This is a genomic window from Natronospira bacteriovora (assembly GCF_030848495.1).
GTDB classification, from domain to species: Bacteria; Pseudomonadota; Gammaproteobacteria; order Natronospirales; family Natronospiraceae; genus Natronospira; species Natronospira bacteriovora.
Genome location: NZ_JAVDDT010000001.1, coordinates 200719 through 224515 on the forward strand (window position 1 = coordinate 200719; position 23797 = coordinate 224515).

A 23797-nucleotide genomic window follows, 5' to 3' on the forward strand; every position below is an offset into this window, starting at 1 on the left:
GGCCCCCAATCTGCTGTCCCTCATGCGAAAACCGGCATGCCCGCTGTCACCGCAGGCGATAGATGGTCTGCCCGATCAGTCGATATCGGTTGGTCAGACCGTGCAAGGACTCCGAGTGCCCCAGAAACAGGTGTCCGACCGGACGCAGGTGTTCGGAGAAACCTTCGACGACCTGGCCCTTGTGACTGCGGTCGAAATAGATGATGACATTGCGGCAGAAAATCGCATCAAAACGATTACGGACCGGCCATTTCTCGATCAGGTTCACCCGCTCGAACTGCACCAGATCCCTGAGCGTCTTGCCGACTCTCGCCTTGCCTTCATTGGGGCCACTGCCCTTGAGAAAGAAACGACGCAGACGGTCTCTCGAGACCTGTTTGAGGCGATCGATGGAGTAAACACCCTCCTCGGCCTGACGCAGAATGGCGCCGTCCACATCGGTTGCCCAGACCTCGCCTTTCCATCCCGGGTGACGATCGAGGAACTCGGCGAGCACAATGGCAATGGAATAGGGCTCCTCACCACTGGAGCAGCCGGCAGACCAGATACGGATAACCTTGTCCCTGCTGCCTTCACCGATCACCTCGGGCAGCATTCGGCTCATCAGGTATTCGAAATGGTGCGCTTCACGAAAGAACTGGGTCACGTTCGTGGTCATGGCATTGACCAGCTCGGCCAGTTCCTCTTCATCGCCCCTGCGGAGCAATGCCAGGTATTCGGCAAAGGAAGAAAGACCTCGGGCTCTCAGGCGTCGGGAAACCCGGCTATAGACCAGATCCCGTTTGCCATCTGACAATGCGATGCCGACACGGTCGCCGATGATACGGCGCAACTCATCGTATTCCTCGCCTGAGAAGCTGTATTCCTTGATCAACGGCCTGTTCATGTCCCCGAATATGCTCCTCGACCTTGGAAAAGGGCACATTGCGCCAGGCAGGTACCCGAAAACCGCCCCGAGCAGCCAGACAGACCATCCACCCTCAATGGTTGCCCTCCCCCAAACCTAGCTCACGGACCGAATAAAGCAAAAGGCAGCGGCCCCTCGAATGGAGAAACCGCTGCCTTCATCATAAGCGACATGCTGCGCAGTGCGCGCCGAACAAAGCCGGCCAAACCAACTGACCGGTATCAGAATTCCTCCCAATGGTCGTCACTGCTGCCGCGCGAAGCCGGACGCGGTTGCTCGCTTGCCGAGCGCTGGCTGTGCGGTGTCGATTCGCGGCCTGGTGTTGCCCGGCTGGCCGGCGCACCATCCGCCCTGCCCGCTTCACCACGGGACGCGGGGGCGTGTGTCTGCGCACCCTGCTGCTGCACCAACGTCCCGGTGTCACTGCCTCCATCCATGACACGATCATCATCACCCAGCTGGAAGAACGCCATGCGTTTGAGGAGTATCGCTGCCTGCTCCTGCATGGAGCGACTGGCGGCCGCGGTCTCTTCCACCAATGAGGCATTCTGCTGGGTCACTTCGTCCATCTGCATGACGGCCCGATTGACCTGGTCAATGCCAGAGGCCTGCTCATTGCTGGCCGCGGCGATCTCTGCCACGATTTCAGTCACCCGGCGGACATTCTCAACAATCCCTTCCAGGGTCTTGCCGGATTCTTCCACCAGCTCGGAACCGTTCTTGATCTTGCCCACGCTGTCGTTGATCAGGTCCTTGATCTCCTTGGCCGCCTTGGCACTGCGCTGGGCCAGATTGCGCACCTCCGTGGCCACCACGGCAAAACCCCGTCCCTGCTCACCGGCGCGTGCGGCCTCCACCGCGGCGTTGAGGGCCAGCAGATTGGTCTGGAAGGCAATCTCGTCGATCACCGAAATGATCTCGACGATCTTGCCACTGCTTTCATCAATATCCCGCATGGCGGTCACGGCACGCTTGACCACCTCACCGCCACGCTCGGCCTCCTGCCGGGTACCGGAGGCCAGCTGATTGGCCTCCTGGGCATTGTCGGCGTTGTTCTTCACCGTGGAGGTCATTTCCTCCATGCTGGACGCCGTTTCTTCGATGGACGATGCCTGTTCCTGGGTTCGCTGGGCGAGATCGTCTGTGCCCGCGGCAATCTCCTGGGCGGCACTGTCCACCGAATTGGCGGCATCACGCACCTGTTGAACGATGCTACTGAGTTTCTGGTCCATTTCGGCCAGATCCTCGATCATCAGCCCGATCTCGTCGCGGATCTCGACCTTGGTACGGTTACTGAGGTGCCCGTCGGAGATACGCTCCACCAGCTTGCTGGCCTTGTCCAGTGCCGCACGCACATTGGCCAGTGTGGTCCAGCCAATGATGACGGTAATCAGCAGACCGGCCACGATGACGAAAATGGCAATTCGGTTGAGACGCTGCATGCGAGCAGTAATGCGTTCGGTCACACGGTCGGCCCGTTCCACCTGGAACTGGACCAGATTCTCGGCCCCGCTTTCCACCATGGCGGCCGCGGGCGCCAGCTGGTTCTGTTCAAGGCGAATGGCCAGTCCCGTGTTTTCATCCCAGAGGGCATCAAAGACTGACTGAATGGCGCGTTCCTGCTGTCCGCGAGCAGCTTGCCACTCCTCGGCGAAGGCGGCCTCTTCACCGACGAGCTCGCGATCATCCAAATAGGCCTGCCAGAGCCGATCCAATTCATCGCTGCGTTCCTCGATGGCCTGCTCGGCGCGCTCGATTCCCCGCGGTGACGGGTCGATCAGCGCTTCGTAGACATCCAGGCGCTGGTCCTGTTCCAGGTTCGCGATCTGGTTGACAATGATCAGTCTTGCGGCGACTTCGTCACGGAACTCTTCCGCAGCCACGAGCCCGGCCCGGTTGCCCTGAAGACCGACGAAGCCGATGACCAGTACCATGATGGCGGCTACGGCAATCAGTATGATCAGTCTTGCCTTGATGGACAGCTTCATCTTCATTTCAAACCCCTGAGTCTGGTCATTCAGCTCGCCATTGAACTTCCGGCTCTGTCGTCATTGCTCACCCAGTGAACGCAACTCTTCCAGCTCCCAGCCGCGAAACAGTCTGGGCGCATCCAGCAGCATCAACATGCCGTCGCCCTGCGGGGCAATCCCTTCCAGGTATTCGGTATCCACGTTGCCACCCATCCGGGGGGCGTTGCGAATACCATCCTCCGGGACGCCCACCACATCGGCCACTTCGTCGACCACGATCCCCACATCCTGGGCATTCTCATCCAGCCCGAGATTGAGGATGATGATCACATTGCGATCCGTGCCTTCAGTGACGTCCAGACCAAAACGCAGTCGCATGTCGACGATGGGAATCACCGCACCGCGCAGCTTGAGCATGCCCAGAATCCAGGCCGGCGCCCCGGGAATCTTGCGCACCTCGGACCAGCCACGGATTTCCTGGATTCGGGCAATGTCGATGCCGTAATCCTCGCCACCCAGACGGAAACTCAGAAACTGCCGCCCGTCTTCTTCGAAACCGGCCAGCATGGAGTGATCCGTCTGATCCCAGCTGTCTTGCTCAGCCATCCTCTCGGCTCCTGATCCGGGGCATTCCGCGGTCGCTTCGCGAGATTCGGTGATTCTCTCGTCCCGTATCAATGCTTGACGGCAATAAACGGAAATCCTTGAGCTTTTGGCCGCCAAAAACCCGTCGATCGGGGGTGCCGCCGCCGTTTGAGAAAGAATCAGCAGGATTCATGCCAAATCACGCGGGAATGCCGGTGTCATGATGGTGTCGAATCCATTGTATCCCTTCATCGGCAGGGGGAACCATGCGCATCGGGATGAGGGGGGTAATTGTCCCGGCGAGCGGGCTGCTATGCTTCCGGGGAATCGGCGGGAACAGAAAGGTATGAGTGACATTCGCATTTCCGACCTGCTTGCGGGTCGGGCCGGGGCAGATAAACCGCATCGCGGCGTGGCAGGCCTGCGGGCTGGCCAGGTGGTTGCTGCGAGGCTGGTTCAGCAAGGAGAGCAGATCCTGCTGCAGATCGGTCGGGACCGTCTTCCCATCCAGGCGATGACCGACAGCAGTCAGGCCATCGTCCGGGCCACGGCGCCGACAGGCGGACAGATCCCCGGGGCTGCACCACTCCATCCACCGGCGGGAACGCGGCTGGTCCTGGAGGTGCTCAACACCGGGCAGACACTGGACATGCGGGTGCTTGAGGCCCGCCCGCCACTTTCTCCTGGCGCCGCCTCTCCTGCACATGAAACTTCCCCATCAAGCACCCGTGACATTGACGCACGCCTGCGACGGCTGCCGTTACTGCTGAACCAGCAATCGGACAGCCGTGCCCTGCTGAACAGTCTGCGCGCGCTGATGCGCGCACCGGCCACACCGGATCAGCGCCTGACTGCCCTGCGCGAAGCGCTGGCCCCGATGATGCAGGCGCTCAGAACACCCACCGAGCTCTCCACCCCGGCGGGCGTTTCAAGCGCTGTTGCAGACAGCGGCCTGAACACGGAAAAACGCCTGATGGCCGCCATTGCCCAGTCACGTGGTGCCCAGGGTCCGGCCTCCGACCCATTGACGAGGGACTGGAAGGCCGCGCTGGGCCGCAGCCTCATGAACCTGCACACCGCGGAAAGAGAGGGGCGCCTGCCACCACCACGGGTGAATGCCACCCGGCCTGGCAGCGAACGTCCCCAGACATCGCCACCGGGTCGGGACTGGTTCCAGGGCAATCCGTCAGCCACCACACCCCGTGGTTCGACCACATCGGCGGCGGCACAGGCCACAACGGCCGGCATGCAGGGCGCCCTGCTTCGAGACCTGCCCGAGGCCTTGCGCATCATCGTCCGCCAGATTGAAGGGGCCATGGCGCGCAGTGAACTGCACCAGCTGGCCTCCAGCAACCCGGAAAGCGAGAGCGGGCGCAGTCAACTCTGGTTCGAAATCCCGGTATCCCGTCAGAACAGTGATGACATCTGGCAGTTTCTGCTGGAAGAAAGGCGGCGCAAGGACAGCGATGAAATGGAGAGCTGGACGGTAACCGTTGGTGTGACGATCCCCGAGCTGGGCCCCTTCCATGCACGCCTGCGACTCAGGGGCGAACGCATTTCCATCCACCTCTACGCCCATCGGACCGAAACGCTGGAAACCATGCGCCAGTCACTGGATCACTTTCGCGAAAGGCTGAGAGACGCCGGCCTGACCCTGGAACGCCTTCAGCTCAGTGCCGGCAGCCCCTCCCTGCCGGACGCCCCCTTTCCCCACAGCAGCTTCAGGGGTCGCGCATGAGTCATCGCGGCAAGGACAAGAGCGCACCGGTGGCCGTGGCCCTGCATTACGATGGCAGCGAGGCACCGGAGGTGACCGCCAGCGGACAGCGCCTGCTGGCCGAGGAGATTCTCGCCATTGCCGAAAGCCACGGTGTTCCCATCCACAAGGATCCGGACCTTGTCCGATTCCTGGCAAGACTGGAGGTGGGGGAAAGAATTCCGAGAGAACTCTACGTGGCCGTGGCCGAGGTGATCGCCTTCGCCTACTGGCTATCGGGGAGAATGCCACCAGCAAGCGATGAGCCGGAGAATCAGGGACGCTCGCCGTGAATGGCAACAACCAGTTTCGCCTCGCTCTGCCCCAGACCACACTGGCGTGACAGTTCCTCCGGTGTGGCTCCCGCCTTGGCCATGCGAATGGCACTGTCGTAATCGGGCCCTGAGCGGGCCTGGGATTCCACCTGTGCCTGTCGGTCGCTCAGGTGACTCATGCGACGTTCGATGGCCCCGAGACGCTCTCCCAGTTGCAAGGCATAGGGTTGCAGCTCCGAGGTTTCGCGACGCAGCGTCTCCATGTCAGCCCGCAGTTCACGGCTCAGGGCCTCGGCAAGCCGAACCCGCCGGATTCCCACCCAGGCAAGCCCCAGCCCCAGCGCCAGGACGGCGATTACCGCGCCCCACAGCAAAACAGTAAGGTCAAAACTCATGCCAGCTTCCTTCAGGGCGCCGCTCAGACATATTCATCGATATGCGGCCCATCATCGTCCTGATCCGGCCGATCCCGAGAGCCATCGGTATCGTCCGGTTCGGGCTCCGAAGGCTCTCGCTCCGCCTTCTCGCGGCGCTGCCGTCGCTCTTCCGCGCGACGACGACGTTCTTCATCACTCAATCCGGGATGAGTGGGATGTGTCGGCGTCACCGGCCCGGTCGGGGTCACATTATCAGCAGCCATATCCAAGAAACCTCCGATAAAGCGTTCGCGCCCGCCGTTGGCACCGAAACGTCGGATACAGGGCCCATTGTGCCGCACAGTAGCCTCTGGGCCATGGTCAGGCAATGCACAAACGCGTCTGGAACGCACTTGAACTGACAGCGGCACGCGCCAGGCCCGAAAGGTAGAGGATACGGGCGGCCCGAGTGACACCGGAGCAGTCGCCCTCAGAGCGCGCCTCGCGAGAAAACTCCGGCTGGCTGCGACCACGGATGAATGAACCAGAGAGGTTCTAAACCGCCTGCTTCCTGTCCTTTTCTTCATTGGGCATGAGGCGACGTACGTCCACCAGAACCGTCAGACCGTCTTCCCGTCGCACCACACCCAGAATATGCCTCGACACCTGGTTGTTCTCGAACTGCGGCGCCGGCTCGATCTCGCTGGGCCGGATATCGATGACCTCATCCACATCATCCACCATCAGCCCCAGAACCTGATCCTCGGTTTCCAGCACGATTACCTGATGGATGCATTCCTGATCCGGCTCATCCAGCGCAAAGCGCAAACGGGTATCGATGACGGTCACGATATTGCCACGCAGATTGATCACACCCAGCACGAAATGCTCCGCGCCGGGTACAGGCGTGATGTTTCCAGCCTTGAGGATCTCCTGCACATGGGTGGCCTGAATGGCGTAGCGCTCACGCCCGAGGCGAAAGCTGACCCACTGTTCCCGGGGTTCCTGTTTGCGCTCGGCCCGCCGAGCGCTTTTCTTGCGGGCGGGAGCAGGCCTGGCTTCGGAGGCCCGGTGCTCCTGTCTGTCTTCTTCAGACATGCTCAATCTCCTTGCTGACTCTCAATCGCCGCCAGCAGGCCAGGGATATCAAGCACCACCATGCTGCGATTCATGATCGTGCCGGCCAGCCAGGGGCGGCTTCCAGGCTCCTGGCGCCAGCGTACCTCATCGGCCTCCAGACTGACGGGCAAGGGCTCGGATCCCGCAATCAGAGTGAGATCACCGTCCGCCAGGTGCACAAGCCCACTGGCCCGCTCGGAGAGCGGCGGCAAAGAGCGGCGATGCGCCTCTGGCAGAATCAGACAGGCGGGATCCACGATCACCCGCGACTCTCCCTGCAGCCGGTGACGCCCCTGAAGCAGGCGATCACTGAGCCAATCCATGCCGACGGGTATCTCGTCCGTCACGGAGCGTACCTGTTCGCCGGGCAGCACCAGAATCAGATGGGCGACACCAAAGCCCCACCAATCCACCTGCGAAGGACGATCCACCCTGGTGGACTCCGGGGCCACCGGCACCGGCGCTTCCATCATCTCCACGGTCTCGTTCACCGCGCCCTCGTCATCGGCAAGCATGTCCGCAAGATAACGGGCCAGTGGATCCTCTGGGTGGTGATCATTCACGAAGCCACCTCCCGCAATTGCTTGTCACTGCTCATCAAGTCCCGACAGAGGGCGTCGTAGGCCCTGGCGCCCCGGGCCTCCGGTGACAGCGTGGTCAGCGGCCGCCCCAGCCGGCTGGCTTCGCGGAAACGGGTATCCACCGGAATGACCTGTTCCCAGACGTGGGGCGCAAATTCATCACGCAGGGTATACAGACTCTGAAGGGAAGCGCGTGTACGGCGATCGAACTGGGTGGGAACGATGAGGTAATCGGGAACCACGCCGCGTGATCGGCCGATCATTTCCAGGGTGCGCAACATGCGCCGTAGACCATTGAGGGCGAGAAACTCCGTCTGCACGGGAATGACCAGCTGGTCACAGGCGGCCAGGGCATTGACCATGAGAATGCCCAGCATGGGCGGGCAGTCCAGGATGACATGATCCCATTCACCCTTCAGCCCCCCGAGACCCCGCTGCAAGACCACCCCCATTCCCGTTCGGGTGCCATACTTGCGATCCAGCACAGCCAGGGCCGGGCTGGCCGGCAGGATATCAATATCATCCGCGCCGGTGTGGCGAACCCGTGGCCCCCCGTTGACGGGCGCCTCCCCCACCGCCTTCAGAAACAGCGAATAGACACCGTCATCCGTCTGTTCCGGATCCAGGCCGAGATAGCTACTCAGGGACGCATGGGGATCCAGGTCCACCACCAGTACGCGCTCGCCACGCTGCCTCAGAGCCCCGGCCAGGCTGATGACGGTGGTGGTCTTGCCCACGCCACCCTTCTGATTGGCGACCGCCCAGATCGTCACTGCTCGCCTCCTTCATCCGGCTGGCCGGCTTCGATATCCTCGGGCAGGATGGACTCTTCCTCCTCGCCTTCCTCGAACAACTCGGTCATTTCCTGCAGACCATCCGCACCGTCGACACCACTGCCTTCGACGAACCAGCGCTCCTGGATGCGCGGATCAGCCAGCACCGTGAGCACCACCCGACGATTGCGGTTTCGGCCTTCCGGCGTTTCGTTCGTGGCCACCGGACGATGCTCACCCAGGCCAACCACGGCAAGACGCATGGGCTCAATGCCCGCATCCCGGAAGATGTGCACCACACTGGCTGCCCTGGCCGAAGACAACTCCCAGTTGGACGGAAAGCGCTCCGTGGAAATGGGCACATTATCCGTGTGCCCTTCCACCTGGACCGGATTGGGGAATGGCAGCAACACCTCCGCGATCCGCTGGAGAATGGGTACCGCCCCGTCCGAGAGCCGGGCAACGCCACTGGGAAAGAGGATGTCGGCCTTGATCTCCACTTCGATATAGAATTCCGAGCCGCGTATCTCGATCAGATCGTCGTCAATGAGCATGGCCATGGCCTCGCGCATTTCCTGAGCGATCTGTTCGAGGCTGGCCTGCATGGCCGAGGCCTCGTTGTAGAAATCCTGTGGCAGACCATCCGGCGGCGCCATTCCCTCCGACGCCCAGTCAATGGCACTGGTGGGCTCCTGGATCAGATCCACTTCGAAGCGAGTCTCGGATTCCGCTCGCTGATGCTCCCCGAATTGAACGGGCTGGATGGTCATGGGCTCACCCCGGAAGGCAGCCGCCAGGGACGAAGAGAGCACCCGATACTTGCCTTCATTCACCGAGGAGATGGAATACATCACCACGAAAAAGGCCAGCAGCAACACCAGCATGTCCGCATAGGGAATCGCCCAGGCTTCGTGGTTGATATGGTCTTCATGCTTTTTCTTTCGGCGAGCCATCGGCGACCTGCCTCCTGCCCCAAAAGGGCTTGATTCAATTCAGGTAGCCCTGAAGCTTGGTCTCGATATTGCGCGGGTTCTCCCCTTCGGCAATGGAAATCAGACCGTCAATGAACATCTCCCGCGTCTGAGTCTGGTCCTTGATGGCCCGATCCAGCTTGCCGGCCATGGGGAGGAACAGCAGGTTGGCAGACGCAATGCCGTAAATCGTGGCGACGAAGGCCGCGGCGATACCCGGCCCCAGCTTGTCCGGTTCCGCAAGGTTCTGCATCACGGCCATCAGGCCCATGACGGCCCCCACGATGCCCAGCGTCGGGGCATAGATCCCCAGGTTCTCGTAGACCTTGACCGCCTGCTTGTCGAACTCCTCGGTGGCATCCAGATCCACTTCGAGAATGCCCCGGATCACATCCGGTTCCCCGCCATCCACCAGCAGCTGCAGCCCCTTTCTGGTGAAGGGATCCTTTTCCTCCTCGACCACGGCTTCAAGGCCGAGCAGCCCTTCCTTTCGGGCCACCTGGCTCCAGTCGACGATCTTCTGGATCAGTTTCCGACGGTCTTCCTGGGGCGGACTGAACAGCCAGATGAAGACCTTCCCGGCACGCAGGAGTGCACGCAGGGGTGTCTGAACCATCATCGCACCGAATGTACCGATGATCACGATGACGAACGCGGCACCGTTCCAGAGATTGCCAATCTCGGCACCCTTGGCGATAACACCGCCAAATACGGCGAACAGCCCGAATAGAATGCCAAGTATGGTGAGGATATCCATCTGCTACGCCTCGGCCTCAGGATGCCTTCCGGCTTTCCATGCTCTGTGATTTGACCAGGATCGGCACGTCCAGAATCAGTGCGATGCGCCCGTCACCCGTGATGGTTGCGCCCGCGTACCCGGCCATGCCTCTCAAGTAGGCGCCCAGGGGCTTGATCACCACTTCTTCCCTCCCGAGCACATCATCCACCACCAGACCCAATTGCTGACCGCCCACTTCGACAATGACCACCTGGCGGTCGTCCTCGCGATCCGGGGCATTGCTTCCGGACAGCCACTGTCTCAGGTAGACAAGCGGAAGGGTGCGGTTTCTCACTCGAATCACCTGCCGTCCGTCCACCCGATGAGCGGTCTTCTCGTCCAGGTAGATGACCTCCCGGATATTCGACAGGGGCAGCGCGAAGATCGAGCCATCGAGCGTGACCATCAGGGTGGGCAGAATGGCCAGCGTCAGAGGCACCCGGATCTGGATTTCGGAACCCCGCCCCGGCCTTGAATCGATCTCGATGGTGCCATTGAGCTGGGCAATTCTGGTCTTGACCACATCCATGCCCACACCGCGACCGGATACGTCCGAAATCTGCTCCTTGGTGCTGAAACCCGGCCGGAAGATCAGATTGAAGGCCTCCCGATCATCCAGGCGTTCGGCCTCGTCCATTTCCATCAGGCCCTTGTCCACGGCCTTGCGGCGCAGGGCATCGGGGTTCATGCCCGCCCCGTCATCACGAATCGTCAGCAGAACCTGATCGCCTTCCTGTTCGGCCGACAGCACGACCGTTCCCGTCTCATTCTTTCCGGCCTGACGCCGGATGTCCGGTGACTCGATGCCATGATCGACGGCATTGCGAACCAGATGAACCAGGGGATCCGCCAGCGCCTCCACCAGGTTCTTGTCCAGGTCGGTGTCCTCTCCGTGCAGCTCCAGCTTCACCTGTTTCTCGAGATTGCGGGCCAGATCCCTCGCCACGCGCGGGAAACGGGAAAAGACCTTCTTCACCGGCTGCATGCGGGTATGCATCACCGCGCCCTGCAGGTCGGATGTCACCAGATCCAGCTCGCTCACCGCATTCGCGGTTGCTTCATCCTGAGCCTGGTCACCACCCAGCGTGACCAAGCGGTTGCGGATCAGCACCAGCTCGCCCACCAGATTCATGATGGAATCCAGCCGGCTGGTATCCACACGCACCGTGGTCTCCGCGGACATGGCGGCCGCTGCCGGGCTGGCCGGCTTGGCCGGCTGCCGGCTGTCCGGCTTGCTTACATCCTTCTGGCTGGCTGGCTTGTCGCTCACCGGGGAGGCCGTCGCCTCAGGGGCAGACTGAACCGCCCCCGCATCCTTCTCTTGCGGGGACTCGGGCCGGGCAGCCGCCGAAGGACCGCGGCCCTTGCCGTGAAGGTCATCCATCAGGGCCTCGAATTCATCGTCACTGATGAACGCCTCGCCCTGATTTCCCGCCGTGTCGCCTGCAGCCGCCGAAGAGGGCTTGCCGGGCGCGGCCTTGCTGCCATGCAATTCATCCAGCAGGGATTCAAACTCGTCTTCCGTGATTTCATCGCCGGACGCAGCCGCCACGCCCGGCCCGCTTCCCTGACCGTGCAGTTCGTCAAGCAGGCCCTCGAACTCCTCTTCGCTGATCTCGTCACCCCCGGCGGGAGTATCCGGCATTGACGGCGAACCGCTGTCATTTCCCGCCGACAACATGGCCTCGAATTCGTCGTCCGTCGCGTCTCTGGCAGCCTCTACCGGGGCGGGCACTGAGTCCGGCTCGATGGTTTCAGCGGCTGCGGCGACGGGCCCATCCCCGGATTCGCCATTCTGGCCGTCGATGCGGCTGCGCAGGGAGTCAATCAGTGACTGGGGAGCTTGGGACAGGGGCTTCGATTCACGCACCTCGGCAAACATGGTGTGCAGCCAATCCAGAGTGGACAGGGCATCGTCCATCAAACCCTGGGTGACGGAGATGTCACCGGCGCGCAGCACGTCAAACACGTCTTCGGCGCTGTGGCAGAGATCCACCATTTCCTTCAGGCTCAGGAAGCTGGCACCCCCCTTGATGGTGTGAAAACCACGGAAGATGGTGTTGAGCAGGTCCGTGTCATCCGGCCGCTGTTCCAGCTCGACCAGCTGTTCACCAAGCTCTTCGAGGATTTCTCCGGCTTCCACCAGGAAATCGGCCAACAGCTCCTGATCCACTTCGAAGCTCATGCTCCCCTCCATTCAAACCCGTTTCACGATGGTGAAACAGGGCGCCCGCACCGGGGGCCGCTCAGAAACCCAGGCTGGACAAAAGATCATCAACCTCATCCTGGCCCTGGGCCACATCCCCTGCCTGATCGGAGGGAGTTGCCGGGCCATGCCCGCGAGAATCGGACTTCTCCGGCTTCTTCTCTTCCTTATCGGCCACTTGCGGCTCAGACTTGAGCTGTTTTCCACCGGCGACCCGGAGCAGATCCACCATGCCCTCTTCCAGTTCCTGCACCATGCTGATCACTCGGCTGATGATCTGCCCGGTCAGGTCCTGATACTCCTGGGCCATCAGAATCTCGGTGAGCCCGCCTCGAATGCTTTCCACATCACTGTCGGCGGCCCCCAGAAAGGTCTGCAATCGGCGCGCCACCTGGCGGAACTCGTCCGCGGCCATGTTGCGAGCGAGAAAACGTTCCCAGTCGGCGGCCAGTGTCCTGGCCTCGCTGCCCATGGATTCCGCCCGTGGCAACAGGGATTCCACCGTTTCCAGGGTGGTGTGGGCGGCCTTCTCGGTCATTTCCACCACGTAGTTGAGACGATCACGCGCATCCGGCATTTCCTTCTCGGCCAGCTCCGCCAGCCGAAAATCCATGCGGAAACTCTTGAGCGCGTCGTGCAGCTCCCGGGTCAGCTTGCCGACCTCCACGAACAGCTCCTTCTCGCGGATATGGGTCAGCTCATCCAGCTCCTCGTTGAAGATGCGCTCGTCGCCGCTTTCCAGGGCCTGCGCCATGCGCTGCACCCGCTCGCGGTAGTCATCAGCCCGCTTTTGATCATCAAATGCCATGGTCATTCTGTCTCCCGTCGCGGCACGTGAAGGCGTCAGCCCTCCAGGCGTTCAAAGATCTTCTCGATCTTCTCCTTCAGCGTGGCTGCCGTGAAGGGCTTGATGATGTAGCCGTTGACGCCGGCCTGGGCCGCCTCGACGATCTGATCCCGCTTGGCTTCAGCGGTGACCATGAGTACCGGCATGGAACTCAGCTTCTCGTCGGCGCGAATCTCCTTGAGCAGATCCAGACCGGTCATGCCCGGCATGTTCCAGTCGGTGACGACGAAATCGAAATCACCGTTCTTGAGCAGTGGCAGGGCCGTCTTGCCGTCATCAGCCTCCTGGGTATTGTTGAACCCAAGATCCCGCAAGAGATTCTTGATGATTCGTCGCATGGTGGAGAAATCATCCACCACCAGAATCTTCATGTTCTTGTCCAAGCCAACCTCCCGATTCCTAGTTGCTGATCAAGTGTCATGGAACCTCTCTAAGGTTCCCAGCGCAATCACTCCAGCCAGTCCGACAACCGCGCCCGGGTTCGGGTCATGGCCTGCCCGTGGATCTGGCAAACCCGGGACTCACTGACCCCCAGAACCTCTCCGATTTCCCGGAGGTTCAGCTCCTGTTCATAGTAAAGGGACATGACCAGTTTCTCCCGCTCAGGGAGCCCTTCAATCACCGTGGCCAGTGAACGACGAAAATCCTCGGATTCCACCGCGGAATCCGGGTGTTCGGTCTCAGACTCCATGCCGGGCAAACCATCCTCCTGCCCGGGTGCGAGCTCGTCGAGACTGAAAAGACGGCAGCGCACCGCATCCTGCATCACGCGGTGATAGTCCTGCATGCTCAGTCCGACGGCTTCGGCCACATCGCGATCCCGCGCATCCCGCCCCGTCTCGTTTTCAATGCGGCGTATCGCCTCGCTGACTTCCCGGTAAGCACGGTGAACCGAACGGGGCGTCCAGTCCGACTTTCGGATCTCATCCAGCATGGCACCACGGATCCGGATTCCGGCGTAGGTTTCGAAGCTGGCACCGCGATCATCGCTGTACTGGCTGCCGGCCTCCAGAAGACCAACCATGCCGGCCTGAATCAGATCCTCCACATCCACCGTGGCGGGAAGACGCGCCGCCAGATGATAGGCAATGCGCTTGACCAGACCCGCGTGCCGGAGCACCAGGTCATCACCACCCGAATCACGAACCTGCTCGTAACGGGAGGTGGCATCCATCACGCGATGCCCCCTCCATCGGAGGCAGCGGCATTACCGCCGATCAGGCGCTCCACGAAAAACTCGAGATTGCCGCGCGGCCCATCCGGAACCGGCCAGCGCCCCACCTCTTCGGCCAGATTTCTAAAGGCCAGTGCGGCGCGGCTGCGGGGGAAGGCCTCCACCACCGCATTCTGTTTCTGCACGGCCTTGCGAAGCTGTTCATCGAAGGGAATGGCACCGATGTATTCCAGATTCACATCCAGAAAGCGCTCGGCAACGCTGGAGATCTTGCCGAACAGGGTGCGTCCGTGATGGCTGGTCTGAGTCATGTTCGCCAGTACCCGGAAATGGCGAATACCGTGCTCCCGTGACAGCACCTTGATCATGGCATAGGCATCCGTGATGGAGGCGGGCTCATCGCAGACCACGAGGATCGCGTGCTGGGCCGCCTGGGTGAAACTCACCACACCATCGGCAATCCCGGCGGCCGTATCCACGACGAGCACGTCCAGATCGTCGCCCAGATCACTGAAGGCACGAATGAGGCCGGCATTCTCGGACGGGGTCAGCTCCGCCATGCGCTTGGTGCCGGAAGAGGCCGGCACCACCTTCATTCCGGCCGGGCCATCCAGCAGAATCTCCTCCAGGCCACACTCGCCGTCAATCACATGAGAAAGATTCCTGCGCGGCTGCAGGCCCAGCACCACATCCACATTGGCCAGACCGAGATCGGCATCGAACAGCATGACTTTCTTGCCGGCCACGCCCATGGCGGCCGCCAGATTGACGGAGATATTGGTCTTGCCCACCCCGCCCTTGCCGGAGGTCACGGCAATCACCTGAACCGGCTTTGGCTTGTTCATCCGTCGCAGTCCTGCGGCCTGATCCATCAACACCACTCCCTCATGCAATGCTGTCTGCGGCCACCCCGCCAAAGCGTGCGGCCAGCTCCGATTCATCCACCCGTCGCGGACGCTGCCGCTGCAGCTGTACCGCCCGGCTTACCAGACGGTGACTGCGGGCCGGCTGAATATCCTCGGGCACCCGCTGCCCGTCGGCGATGTAGCCAATGGGCAGATTATGTCGCACAGCCACCGAGATCGCCCCGCCCAGACCGGTGGCCTCGTCCAGCTTGGTCAGGATGCAGCCATCCAGATCCTCGGGCCCGTAGGCCCGGACGATCTCTTCCAGGGTCGGCGCCGGGCTGTCAGCGGACAGCACCAGATTGATCCTGAGGGCCTCACCCTGAACTTCCCGAAGCATTCCAAGCTGGGCCGGAATGCGATTGTCACGTTGACTCATGCCGGCACAATCCACCAGCACGAGCCGCTTGTTCTCCAATTCCTGCAAGGTCTCGCGCAATTCCTGCGGACTGTCCACCGAGTAGACAGGCACCCCCAGTATACGACCGTAACTGTGAAGCTGCTCCTGTCCGCCAACCCGGTAATGATCAGTCGTGACCAGGGCCACATGGCGCTTGCCGTGACGCAGGGCGAAGCGGGCGGCCAGTTTGGCAATGGTGGTGGTCTTTCCCACTCCGGTGGGCCCCACCAGGGCAATCCGCCCCCCCTTCTCCAGAATCTCGTCACTACCCACCGGAATACGCTGGGCCAGCATGCCCAGAGGCAGACGCCAGGCCTGCTGGGGATCGCCCAGCACCGGCATGGCCTTGAGAATATCCCGCGCCAGGTCAGGCTCTATGCCCATGGCGCTCAATTCCCTCAGCACACCCGCCTTGACCGGCCGCTCGCGGGAAAGCCGATCCCAGGCCAGGCTGGAAAACTGGTTCTCCAGCATGCTGCGAACACTGCTCAGTTCCCGCCGCACCTCCATGAGGTTGGGCTCCTGGGACCAGACGATTCGGGCGTTTCCATCCAGGCCGGCATTCGGCGAAAGCGCATCGCCGACATCCCGCTCCGGGTTCCGACTCAGGCGACTTGGCCGCCGGGGCTGGTATCCCGGAAGGTCATCGTCACTCGGTCCTTCATCTTCATCAAGGGCCTCGGCCGCCGCGGCCAGACGAGCGGCGAATTCATCCTCCTCCGCGGTATCGCTATCGTCGTCGACACCTTCCAGCCAGCTGCGCTCATCTTCCATTGCTTCCGGCGATGACCCGGCATCCGCGTCCCGATAGGCGGCCAGCGGGGATTCGTCAGAATTCCGTCGCCTCGACGTTTCCTCGCGACCACGATGAACGGAATCCCGGCTCCGCCCCAGGGCCTGATTGACCAGGGCCTCGTCGTAATCCACCGCCGCGATGATCTCGATGCCACCGTTGATGGAACGATTGGAAAGGATGACCGCATCCGGTCCCTGATCCTCCCGTACCTGGCGGATCGCCGTACGCATGTCGGGTGCAACGAATCGCTTGATTTTCATCTCTTTTCCTCCCGGTCGGCCCCGGTCCGAACCGGACCCTGCCGCCGTGAAACCCGCCGTTCACCGGGGTTTTCACCCCGATCACGGCCTCACTCGCCGCTGATTGATGCCACCAGTCGAACCTTCCGACTGTCCGGTACCTCGTTGTAGGAGAGTACGCTCAGCCCCGGCACCGCCTGCCTCAGGAACCGTGCCAGCCAGCCCCGGATCGCCGGGGAGACCAGCAGGATGGCCGGCTCGCCCAGACTCTCCTGCTTGCGGGTGGCTTCCGCCAGGCCCTGCTGCAAACGCTCCGCGAGACCCGGTTCCACACTGCCGGCGCCACCCTGGCGAATGGCATCCTGCAATATCTGTTCCAACTGTGGGTCCAGGGTGATCACGGGCACTTCCTCCCGGCTGCCGGCCACTTCCTGGATGATGGTTCTGGCCAGTGCCTCGCGCACATGACCGAGCAATTCTTCCGGATCCTGGGTCTGGGTGCCGTGTTCGGCCAGGCTCTCGGCGATGCTGCGCAGATTGCGGATGGGTACCCGCTCTTCCAGCAGGCGCTGCAGCACTTTCACCACCCGGCTGAGCGGCATCACATCCGGAACCAGGCTCTCCACCAGCTTCTTGTCGGTCTGCTTGAGCATGTCCAGCAGCTTCTGGACTTCCTCGTGACCCAGCAACTCATGACCATGGCTCTGGATCACATGGCTCAGGTGGGTGGCCACCACGGTACTGGGATCCACCACCGTGTATCCCAGTGTCTGGGCGTTGTCCCTCTGCTCGGGATCAATCCAGACCGCCTCCAGGCCGAAGGCGGGATCACGGGTCTCGATGCCCTTGATCCGCCCGTGCACCTGTCCGGGGTTGATGGCCATCTCCCGATCCGGGTGAATTTCTGCCTCACCCACCGGATCCCCCATCAGGGTGATGCGGTAATGATTGGGCGGAAGTTCCAGGTTGTCCCGGATATGCACGGACTGGACGAGAAACCCCAACTCCCGCGACAGTTTCTTCCTCACCCCGCGTATCCGGGTCATGAGTTCACCGCCCTGCTTGCGATCCACCAGGGGAATCAGGCGATAACCGACTTCAAGGCCCAGCAGATCACTCTGGGTCACGTCCTCCCAGCGCAGTTCACCCAGCTCTTCGCCGCCGCCCGGTTCCACGGTTCGACCCGGCCGCGCTTCGGCCTCGCCGGCCTTGCCGGGACGACCACCAGCCGCCACCGCGGCCCCTTCTTCCTCGTCTCCGGTGAGTACCTCGCCCTCCCGGCTCACCTTCCAGGCCATGTAACCGGTGATGGCGGCCAGAGTGAGGAAGGCCATGTTCGGCATGCCCGGAATCACGCCCAGAGTGAGCAGCACGCCGGAGGCAACACCCAGCACCCGGCCATTGCCGACCAGCTGACGGATGATCTGCTCGCCCATGTCCTGGCTGCGGGACATGCGCGTCACGATAATGGCAACCGAGGTGGACAAAAGGAGGGCCGGGATCTGAGCCACCAGACCGTCACCAATGGTCAGCAGGGTGTAGTTGCGGCCGGCCTCGGCCAGGCTCAGGCTGTGCTGCACGGTGCCGATGATCAGACCGCCAACGATGTTGATGAGCATGATCAGGATGCCAGCAATGGCATCACCGCGCACGAACTTGGACGCACCATCCATGGAGCCGTAGAAATCCGCTTCTTCACGAATCTCCTGGCGCCGATCCCTTGCCTGATCATCAGTAATGAGGCCGGCATTGAGGTCGGCATCAATGGCCATCTGCTTGCCGGGCATGGCATCCAGGGTAAAGCGGGCGGTCACTTCCGACACCCGCGTGGCGCCTTTCGTGATCACGACGAAATTGATGATCACCAGAATGGTGAACACGATCAGGCCGACGGCATAATTGCCCCCGACAACGAATTCACCGAAGGCCTCGATGACACGCCCGGCCGCCGCTGTCCCGGTATGCCCTTCCAGCAGGATGACGCGGGTGGAAGCGATGTTGAGTGCCAGTCGCAGTACGGTGGCGGCCAGCAGAACGGTGGGGAAAACGCCCAGATCCAGGGGCCGCGCGATGTAGATCACCGCGAGCACCACCACCAGCGCCAACGCGATGTTGAAAGTAAAGAACATGTCCAGGGCGATCGGCGGCAGCGGCACGATTACCATGGCCAGCACCGCGATCAGCAATACCGGCACACCAAGCCCTGAGCGCATGGCGCTCCGAAAGCCGTCCAACAGCATTGCCTGTCCCGTTGCCATTGCCTAGTTCACCCTCATGAACGCCTGCGTCTGCCATCCGGGCCGGGATCCATATCCGGATCCACGTCCGGGCTCGGTGCCTTCGGGCGCGGCCCACCCCGGCTTCGCTGGCGGCGCAGCTGGAAGACCCAGCCCAGGACTTCCGCCACCGCCCGGTACAACTGCGCCGGAATCTCGTCACCCAGCTCAGTGCTTGCATGCAAGGCGCGGGCCAACGGCGGAGCCTCGAGGATGGGCACCTCGTTCTCCGTGGCAATTTCGCGGATTCTCAGAGCCACGCGATCGGTACCCTTGGCCACCACCACCGGCGCATCAGAGCGCGTGGGTTCATAGCGCAGGGCCACGGCAAAATGGCTGGGGTTGGTAACCACCACATCCGCCTTGGGCACCGCTTCCATCATCCGCTGCCGCGACATTTCCTGCTGGGTCTCGCGGATCTTGCGCTTGACCTCGGGCTTGCCCTCCGTCTCCTTCATCTCATCCTTGACTTCCTGCTTGGTCATCTTGAGTTTTTTGGTGTTGTCCCAGATCTGGTAGGGCACATCGATGGCCGCCACCACGATCAGGGCGGTGGTAAACACCAGAAAGCAGATCGCCACCAGCTGCCCGGCCTCGAACAGACCACGCGGCAGGGGCACACTGCCCAGGGCCAGAAAGCGATCCCTGAAGAGCCAGAACATGACGGCCGCGACCACGGCCACCATGCCGAACTTGCCGATGGCCTTGAGCAGTTCAATCAATGCCTTGGTGCCGAAAATCCGTTTGAAGCCGCTGACCGGGTTGAGCTTGCTGGGTTTGGGTTGAAGCGCCTGCAGACTGAAGGACCAGCCCCCGATCAATGTGGGTGCGGCCAGTGCGGCGATGAACAACACCCCCATGATGGGCAGCACCACCTTGATACCCTCCATGACCGCAAGACGGAAATACAGGGGCAGATGCTGGCTGGTCATGACTGCCTCACGGTCGTAGCTGAGCCCTTGCCGCAGGATATCCGCCACATTGCCGGCCATGATCGGACCAAAACCAATCAGAAAGATCGCCCCGGTCATCATGACCAGCATCGCGCTCAGCTCCCGGGACCGGGGAACCTGCCCCTTCTTCTTGGCGTCCTGGAGCCGTTTGGGTGTGGGCTGTTCTGTTTTTTCCTGGCTGCTGTCCTGATTCTCGGCCATGTGCTGCTACCTCTCGATCAGGCACCCGCCGCAATATTGCGAACGGTGGAAAAGGCGGACTGCAACAGGCTGGTAATGGCCGGCCGCATATAGGGCAGGGTCACCATCAGAATCAGAAAGCCAAGCGTCATGGCGGCCGGGAAGCCCACGGCGAAGAGATTCATGGTGGGCGCCGCCCGGCTCATGACCCCGAAGGCGATCAGTACGGTCTGCAGGGCGACCACGGCCGGCAATGCGATCTGGATGGCACCGCGGAACATGTCGCTGCCGAACATCACCAGACTCCAGAAATCATCCCTGACCAGACCAGCCTGCCCCACGGGCATGCTGTGAAAACTGTCCACCAGCACCTGAATCAGCATCAGATGCCCATCCATGGCCAGGTACAGCAATGTGGCCATGATGAGGAGAAACTGCCCCACGATGGGCACGGAGACACCCCGCTGGGCGTCCACCATGAAGGCGAAACCCAGGCCCATGCTCATGGCAATGGTCTGCCCGGCAATGACCACGGCATCGAAGACCATCTGAACCAGAAACCCGATCAGCACACCGATCAGGATCTGCTGAACGGTGATAAGCAGTCCCTGAAAACTGAGAATTTCCACCGCCGGAGGTGACGCCAGCATGGGCGCCACGGCAACCGTCAGTGCCACCGCCATCAGAATTCGGGCCTGAACCGGAATGAATGACGCACCGAATACGGGTGCCACCATGATCATCCCGGCGATCCGGCAGAAGGGCCAGAAATAATGGCCAATCAGGCCTCCGATCTCGGCGGCGGTGAAAGTGAGCATCGGCCCGCTCCGCCGGTCAACCGCCGCCCAGCAGCAAGGGAATACTGCGGATCAGGCTGGTGGTGAACTCCATGATGGTAGACAGCATCCAGCTGCTGAAAAAACCCAGGGACACCACCAGCACCAGCAGTTTGGGAATGAAGCTCAGGGTCATTTCGTTGATCTGGGTGGCGGCCTGGAACATGCCCACCAGTAGACCCATGGCCAGGGCGGAGACCAGCATGGGGGCGGCGATCAGTGCCGTCACCTTGAGTGCCTCCTGGCCGATTGTCACTGCCATTTCAGGACTCATCGCGACCTCCTAGACGAAAAAACTGGATGCCAGTGTCCCGATGACCAGGGACCAGCCATCCACCAGCACGAACAACATGATCTTGAACGGGAGTGACACCAGCATGGGTGAAAGCATGAGCATCCCCATGGACATCAGCGTACTGGCCACCACCAGATCAATGATCACGAAGGGGATATACAGCAGGAAACCGATGATGAACGCCGTCTTCAGCTCGCTGGTAATGAAGGCCGGAACCAGCACGGCCATGGGTACTTCTTCCGGACCGTTGAAACTTTCATAGCCACCCATGCGGGCAAACACCGCAATATCGTTCTCCCGAACCTGATTCATCATGAAGGCGCGCACTGGCTGGATAACGTTATCAATGGCATCTTCAGCCACCATTTCGCCATCCAGATAGGGGCGAACACCATCGTCATAGGCCTGATCCAGCACCGGGGCCATGACGAAGAAGGTCAAAAACAGGGCAAGACCGATCAGCACCTGATTGGGTGGTGTCTGGGGAGTGCCCATGGCCTGGCGAAGTATGGCCAGAACGATGACAATGCGCGTGAACGAGGTCATCATCAGAAGCAGCGCCGGCAGCACGGTCAGTGCCGTCATCAACACCAGAATCTGAAGAGTGACCGAATAGGTCTGGGCACCGTCGTCGCCCATCTCCACGGTCACGGCCGGCAGGCCCGGCTGGGCAAGGGAAAGGCCGGGCAAAAGCAAGAGAATCAGCAGTGACATCCACCGCCACATCACTGCTGTACCCCGCCCCGTTTCAGGCTTTCCATCAGGCGTTCACGGAAGCTTTCCCCCGTGGCGGATGATTCGGACTCCAGCGGTTCGTCCAGCACATGCAGGGTTCGGATTCCGCCCGGGCTGACACCCAGCAGCAACTGCTGCCTTCCCACTTCCACCAGCATCAGGCGCTCGCGTGTGGATAGTGGCAACTGGGCGATGACTTTCATGCCATTGCCGCGACCGCCACCGTAGCCCTGCATGCGCCGCATGGCCCAGGCCAGACCGAAGACCACCGCCAGCACGATGATCAGCGACAGCATGACATTCAGCAGCCCGGATACGCCCTGGAAATCCTCGGGGGAGGCCGTTTCCGCCAGCGCGGGCAGTACCGGCAGTGACAGTATCAGGGAAAGTGCGATCCGACGCATCGACATCATCTCAGCTTCTTGATGCGTTCGGAGGGGCTGACCACGTCGGTGAGGCGGATACCGAACTTCTCGTTCACCACCACCACTTCGCCGTGGGCTACCAATGTGCCGTTGACCAGCACATCCAGGGGCTCACCGGCAAATCGGTCCAGCTCCACCACCGACCCCTGGCTGAGCTGCAGCAGGTTGCGGATACTGATCTTGGTACGTCCCACTTCCATGGCCAGGTTCACGTTCAGATCGAGAATCATGTCGAGATTCACATCCTCGGAACCACTGCCGCCGCCCTTGCCGCCGAGATCATCGAAGCTGGCCCTTTCCACGGACTCGCCAGCCGTATCCGATTCACCCTCCTGCTGGGCCGCCTCCATTGCCTCGATCTGACGGCGCTCGTCCTCGCTCAGACCATCCTGTTTCTTGTCGTCATCACTCATGACTGCTTCCTCGCGCTCGCCTTACGCTCTTGATTACCTGACTGTTTCACGCCAGCGTTTGCTGTCGAATTCCTTTCCTGCTTGACCCAGCTCTTGAGCTGAACGGCATTGTGGCCTTCGGAAACACCGAATCGCCCGCGAAACAGGGGCAGATCCCCTTCCGCGACCACCAGCACATCCTCCGGAATATCAATCGGAATGATGTCGCCGGCCTTCAGCTTGAGCAGGCTTCGAATGTCCATTTCCGCCTCGGCCAGCGTGGCCGAAAGCTCCACCCGGGCATCCTTCACTTCATCCCGCAGGGCCTGGGTCCAGCGCTCATCCTTTTCCACCCGGTCACTCTGCACACCGGTATCCAGCAGTTCCTTGATGGGCTCGATCATGGAATAGGGCATGGTGATGTGGAACTCGCCGCTGCCCCCTTCCAGCTCCACCGTGAAGGTGCTTACCACGACCACTTCACTGGGGCTGACGATGTTGGCGAACTGTGGATTGACCTCGGACTCGAGAAAGGTGAAATCCAGGTCCATCACCGGTGACCAGGCTTCCTTGAGATCCTCGAAGGCATCGTGCAGGAGTTTCTGGATGATGCGGTTCTCGGCCGGCGTGAATTCCCGGCCCTCGATCTTGGTATAGAAGCGACCGTCACCACCGAAGAAGTTGTCCACCACCACGAAGACCAGTTTGGGATCGATGATGAACAGAGCCATCCCCCGCAATGGATCCGCCCGAACCAGGTTCAGGCTCGTGGGGACGTACAGGGAGTGGACATATTCGGAGAACTTGAGCATGTCCACCCCACCCACCGAAATCTCGGCGGAGCGGCGCAGCATGTTGAAAAGACTGATTCTCAGGTAACGGGCAAAACGCTCGTTGATCATCTCCAGAGTCGGCAGGCGACCCCGGACGATGCGATCCTCCCGGGTGAAGTCATAGGGCCGGGTTTCACCGGGATCCCTGGCCTCCTCCTCGGTATCCACATCGCCGCCCTGCACACCATGCATGAGGGCATCGATTTCTTCCTGTGAGAGTACGTCGCTCACGGC

Annotated in this window: 26 protein-coding genes; 2 read left to right on the forward strand and 24 right to left on the reverse strand. The window is 61.5% G+C overall.

Annotation, left to right across the window (positions count from 1 at the left end):
• Nucleotides 1-46 precede the first annotated feature (46 nt).
• The 3 genes from RBH19_RS00970 to RBH19_RS00980 form a co-directional block, all read right to left on the reverse strand.
• Nucleotides 47-886 (reverse strand): CheR family methyltransferase, encoded by an 840-nt coding sequence (locus RBH19_RS00970; RefSeq protein ID WP_306726931.1) that lies wholly within the window; start codon nt 884-886, stop codon nt 47-49.
• Between the two features lie 242 nt (nt 887-1128).
• On the reverse strand, nt 1129-2901 hold the full coding sequence (locus RBH19_RS00975) for a methyl-accepting chemotaxis protein (RefSeq protein ID WP_306726932.1): 1773 nt from the start codon (nt 2899-2901) through the stop codon (nt 1129-1131).
• A gap of 54 nt (nt 2902-2955) precedes the next feature.
• On the reverse strand, nt 2956-3483 hold the full coding sequence (locus RBH19_RS00980) for a chemotaxis protein CheW (protein WP_306726933.1): 528 nt from the start codon (nt 3481-3483) through the stop codon (nt 2956-2958).
• Between the two features lie 325 nt (nt 3484-3808).
• Between RBH19_RS00980 and fliK the strand changes: the two genes are divergently transcribed.
• Nucleotides 3809-5200: a flagellar hook-length control protein FliK gene (fliK, locus tag RBH19_RS00985; protein WP_306726934.1), complete on the forward strand. Its 1392-nt coding sequence runs from the start codon at nt 3809-3811 to the stop codon at nt 5198-5200.
• Nucleotides 5197-5511 (forward strand): EscU/YscU/HrcU family type III secretion system export apparatus switch protein, encoded by a 315-nt coding sequence (locus tag RBH19_RS00990; RefSeq protein ID WP_306726935.1) that lies wholly within the window; start codon nt 5197-5199, stop codon nt 5509-5511. The genes fliK and RBH19_RS00990 overlap by 4 nt, the downstream gene beginning before the upstream one ends.
• Here RBH19_RS00990 and RBH19_RS00995 read toward each other — a convergent pair.
• The 21 genes from RBH19_RS00995 to fliM form a co-directional block, all read right to left on the reverse strand.
• Nucleotides 5493-5888 carry a DUF2802 domain-containing protein gene (locus tag RBH19_RS00995; protein WP_306726936.1) on the reverse strand — a complete coding sequence of 132 codons (396 nt, stop codon included), beginning with the start codon at nt 5886-5888 and terminating at the stop codon, nt 5493-5495. The two genes, RBH19_RS00990 and RBH19_RS00995, sit on opposite strands and share 19 nt — an antisense overlap.
• A 23-nt stretch (nt 5889-5911) precedes the next feature.
• Nucleotides 5912-6133, reverse strand: coding sequence for a hypothetical protein (locus tag RBH19_RS01000; protein WP_306726937.1), 222 nt, complete (start codon nt 6131-6133; stop codon nt 5912-5914).
• A 271-nt stretch (nt 6134-6404) separates the two neighbouring features.
• The gene (locus tag RBH19_RS01005) at nt 6405-6947 is read right to left on the reverse strand and encodes a chemotaxis protein CheW (RefSeq protein ID WP_306726938.1); all 543 of its coding nucleotides are present in this window, start codon (nt 6945-6947) and stop codon (nt 6405-6407) included.
• 2 nt (nt 6948-6949) lie between these two features.
• Complete coding sequence (locus RBH19_RS01010) at nt 6950-7531, reverse strand: hypothetical protein (protein WP_306726939.1); 582 nt, start codon at nt 7529-7531, stop codon at nt 6950-6952.
• Nucleotides 7528-8322, reverse strand: coding sequence for a ParA family protein (locus tag RBH19_RS01015; RefSeq protein ID WP_306726940.1), 795 nt, complete (start codon nt 8320-8322; stop codon nt 7528-7530). The genes RBH19_RS01010 and RBH19_RS01015 overlap by 4 nt, the downstream gene beginning before the upstream one ends.
• Nucleotides 8319-9275 carry a flagellar motor protein MotD gene (gene motD / locus RBH19_RS01020; protein ID WP_306726941.1) on the reverse strand — a complete coding sequence of 319 codons (957 nt, stop codon included), beginning with the start codon at nt 9273-9275 and terminating at the stop codon, nt 8319-8321. The genes RBH19_RS01015 and motD overlap by 4 nt, the downstream gene beginning before the upstream one ends.
• Before the next feature lie 34 nt (nt 9276-9309).
• A complete protein-coding gene (locus tag RBH19_RS01025) occupies nt 9310-10050 on the reverse strand; it encodes a flagellar motor protein (protein ID WP_306726942.1) in 741 nt (246 codons plus the stop codon).
• A gap of 16 nt (nt 10051-10066) precedes the next feature.
• Nucleotides 10067-12256 carry a chemotaxis protein CheA gene (locus tag RBH19_RS01030; RefSeq protein ID WP_306726943.1) on the reverse strand — a complete coding sequence of 730 codons (2190 nt, stop codon included), beginning with the start codon at nt 12254-12256 and terminating at the stop codon, nt 10067-10069.
• A 61-nt stretch (nt 12257-12317) separates the two neighbouring features.
• A complete protein-coding gene (locus tag RBH19_RS01035) occupies nt 12318-13085 on the reverse strand; it encodes a protein phosphatase CheZ (protein WP_306727288.1) in 768 nt (255 codons plus the stop codon).
• Between the two features lie 35 nt (nt 13086-13120).
• A complete protein-coding gene (cheY, locus tag RBH19_RS01040; RefSeq protein ID WP_306726944.1) occupies nt 13121-13507 on the reverse strand; it encodes a chemotaxis response regulator CheY in 387 nt (128 codons plus the stop codon).
• 65 nt (nt 13508-13572) lie between these two features.
• Nucleotides 13573-14298 (reverse strand): RNA polymerase sigma factor FliA, encoded by a 726-nt coding sequence (locus tag RBH19_RS01045; RefSeq protein WP_306727289.1) that lies wholly within the window; start codon nt 14296-14298, stop codon nt 13573-13575.
• Complete coding sequence (locus RBH19_RS01050; RefSeq protein WP_306726945.1) at nt 14298-15143, reverse strand: MinD/ParA family protein; 846 nt, start codon at nt 15141-15143, stop codon at nt 14298-14300. Before RBH19_RS01050 ends, RBH19_RS01045 begins: the two co-directional genes overlap by 1 nt.
• Before the next feature lie 40 nt (nt 15144-15183).
• Nucleotides 15184-16659 (reverse strand): flagellar biosynthesis GTPase FlhF, encoded by a 1476-nt coding sequence (flhF, locus tag RBH19_RS01055; RefSeq protein ID WP_306726946.1) that lies wholly within the window; start codon nt 16657-16659, stop codon nt 15184-15186.
• An 89-nt stretch (nt 16660-16748) separates the two neighbouring features.
• Nucleotides 16749-18896 (reverse strand): flagellar biosynthesis protein FlhA, encoded by a 2148-nt coding sequence (flhA, locus tag RBH19_RS01060; RefSeq protein ID WP_306726947.1) that lies wholly within the window; start codon nt 18894-18896, stop codon nt 16749-16751.
• A gap of 14 nt (nt 18897-18910) precedes the next feature.
• Nucleotides 18911-20068 carry a flagellar biosynthesis protein FlhB gene (flhB, locus tag RBH19_RS01065; RefSeq protein WP_306726948.1) on the reverse strand — a complete coding sequence of 386 codons (1158 nt, stop codon included), beginning with the start codon at nt 20066-20068 and terminating at the stop codon, nt 18911-18913.
• Nucleotides 20069-20085: 17 nt separating this feature from the next.
• Nucleotides 20086-20865, reverse strand: coding sequence for a flagellar biosynthetic protein FliR (gene fliR, locus RBH19_RS01070; protein ID WP_306726949.1), 780 nt, complete (start codon nt 20863-20865; stop codon nt 20086-20088).
• A gap of 16 nt (nt 20866-20881) precedes the next feature.
• Complete coding sequence (fliQ, locus tag RBH19_RS01075; RefSeq protein ID WP_306726950.1) at nt 20882-21157, reverse strand: flagellar biosynthesis protein FliQ; 276 nt, start codon at nt 21155-21157, stop codon at nt 20882-20884.
• A 9-nt stretch (nt 21158-21166) separates the two neighbouring features.
• A complete protein-coding gene (fliP, locus tag RBH19_RS01080) occupies nt 21167-21892 on the reverse strand; it encodes a flagellar type III secretion system pore protein FliP (protein ID WP_306726951.1) in 726 nt (241 codons plus the stop codon).
• Nucleotides 21893-21903: 11 nt separating this feature from the next.
• On the reverse strand, nt 21904-22317 hold the full coding sequence (gene fliO, locus RBH19_RS01085; RefSeq protein ID WP_306726952.1) for a flagellar biosynthetic protein FliO: 414 nt from the start codon (nt 22315-22317) through the stop codon (nt 21904-21906).
• A gap of 5 nt (nt 22318-22322) precedes the next feature.
• The gene (fliN, locus tag RBH19_RS01090) at nt 22323-22751 is read right to left on the reverse strand and encodes a flagellar motor switch protein FliN (protein ID WP_306726953.1); all 429 of its coding nucleotides are present in this window, start codon (nt 22749-22751) and stop codon (nt 22323-22325) included.
• Nucleotides 22748-23755 carry a flagellar motor switch protein FliM gene (gene fliM, locus RBH19_RS01095; RefSeq protein ID WP_374728943.1) on the reverse strand — a complete coding sequence of 336 codons (1008 nt, stop codon included), beginning with the start codon at nt 23753-23755 and terminating at the stop codon, nt 22748-22750. The genes fliN and fliM overlap by 4 nt, the downstream gene beginning before the upstream one ends.
• Nucleotides 23756-23797: the final 42 nt, after the last annotated feature.

Bases quoted from the DNA above. Each gene is read 5' to 3' on its own strand.
- RBH19_RS00970 (WP_306726931.1), bottom strand. From the start codon at position 886: ATGAACAGGCCGTTGATCAAGGAATACAGCTTCTCAGGCGAGGAATAC.
- RBH19_RS00975 (WP_306726932.1), bottom strand. From the start codon at position 2,901: ATGAAGATGAAGCTGTCCATCAAGGCAAGACTGATCATACTGATTGCC.
- RBH19_RS00980 (WP_306726933.1), bottom strand. From the start codon at position 3,483: ATGGCTGAGCAAGACAGCTGGGATCAGACGGATCACTCCATGCTGGCC.
- fliK (WP_306726934.1), top strand. From the start codon at position 3,809: ATGAGTGACATTCGCATTTCCGACCTGCTTGCGGGTCGGGCCGGGGCA.
- RBH19_RS00990 (WP_306726935.1), top strand. From the start codon at position 5,197: ATGAGTCATCGCGGCAAGGACAAGAGCGCACCGGTGGCCGTGGCCCTG.
- RBH19_RS00995 (WP_306726936.1), bottom strand. From the start codon at position 5,888: ATGAGTTTTGACCTTACTGTTTTGCTGTGGGGCGCGGTAATCGCCGTC.
- RBH19_RS01000 (WP_306726937.1), bottom strand. From the start codon at position 6,133: ATGGCTGCTGATAATGTGACCCCGACCGGGCCGGTGACGCCGACACAT.
- RBH19_RS01005 (WP_306726938.1), bottom strand. From the start codon at position 6,947: ATGTCTGAAGAAGACAGACAGGAGCACCGGGCCTCCGAAGCCAGGCCT.
- motD (WP_306726941.1), bottom strand. From the start codon at position 9,275: ATGGCTCGCCGAAAGAAAAAGCATGAAGACCATATCAACCACGAAGCC.
- RBH19_RS01025 (WP_306726942.1), bottom strand. From the start codon at position 10,050: ATGGATATCCTCACCATACTTGGCATTCTATTCGGGCTGTTCGCCGTA.
- RBH19_RS01030 (WP_306726943.1), bottom strand. From the start codon at position 12,256: ATGAGCTTCGAAGTGGATCAGGAGCTGTTGGCCGATTTCCTGGTGGAA.
- RBH19_RS01035 (WP_306727288.1), bottom strand. From the start codon at position 13,085: ATGGCATTTGATGATCAAAAGCGGGCTGATGACTACCGCGAGCGGGTG.
- RBH19_RS01045 (WP_306727289.1), bottom strand. From the start codon at position 14,298: ATGGATGCCACCTCCCGTTACGAGCAGGTTCGTGATTCGGGTGGTGAT.
- RBH19_RS01050 (WP_306726945.1), bottom strand. From the start codon at position 15,143: ATGAACAAGCCAAAGCCGGTTCAGGTGATTGCCGTGACCTCCGGCAAG.
- flhF (WP_306726946.1), bottom strand. From the start codon at position 16,659: ATGAAAATCAAGCGATTCGTTGCACCCGACATGCGTACGGCGATCCGC.
- flhA (WP_306726947.1), bottom strand. From the start codon at position 18,896: ATGGCAACGGGACAGGCAATGCTGTTGGACGGCTTTCGGAGCGCCATG.
- flhB (WP_306726948.1), bottom strand. From the start codon at position 20,068: ATGGCCGAGAATCAGGACAGCAGCCAGGAAAAAACAGAACAGCCCACA.
- fliR (WP_306726949.1), bottom strand. From the start codon at position 20,865: ATGCTCACTTTCACCGCCGCCGAGATCGGAGGCCTGATTGGCCATTAT.
- fliQ (WP_306726950.1), bottom strand. From the start codon at position 21,157: ATGAGTCCTGAAATGGCAGTGACAATCGGCCAGGAGGCACTCAAGGTG.
- fliP (WP_306726951.1), bottom strand. From the start codon at position 21,892: ATGTCACTGCTGATTCTCTTGCTTTTGCCCGGCCTTTCCCTTGCCCAG.
- fliO (WP_306726952.1), bottom strand. From the start codon at position 22,317: ATGCGTCGGATCGCACTTTCCCTGATACTGTCACTGCCGGTACTGCCC.
- fliN (WP_306726953.1), bottom strand. From the start codon at position 22,751: ATGAGTGATGACGACAAGAAACAGGATGGTCTGAGCGAGGACGAGCGC.
- fliM (WP_374728943.1), bottom strand. From the start codon at position 23,755: ATGCATGGTGTGCAGGGCGGCGATGTGGATACCGAGGAGGAGGCCAGG.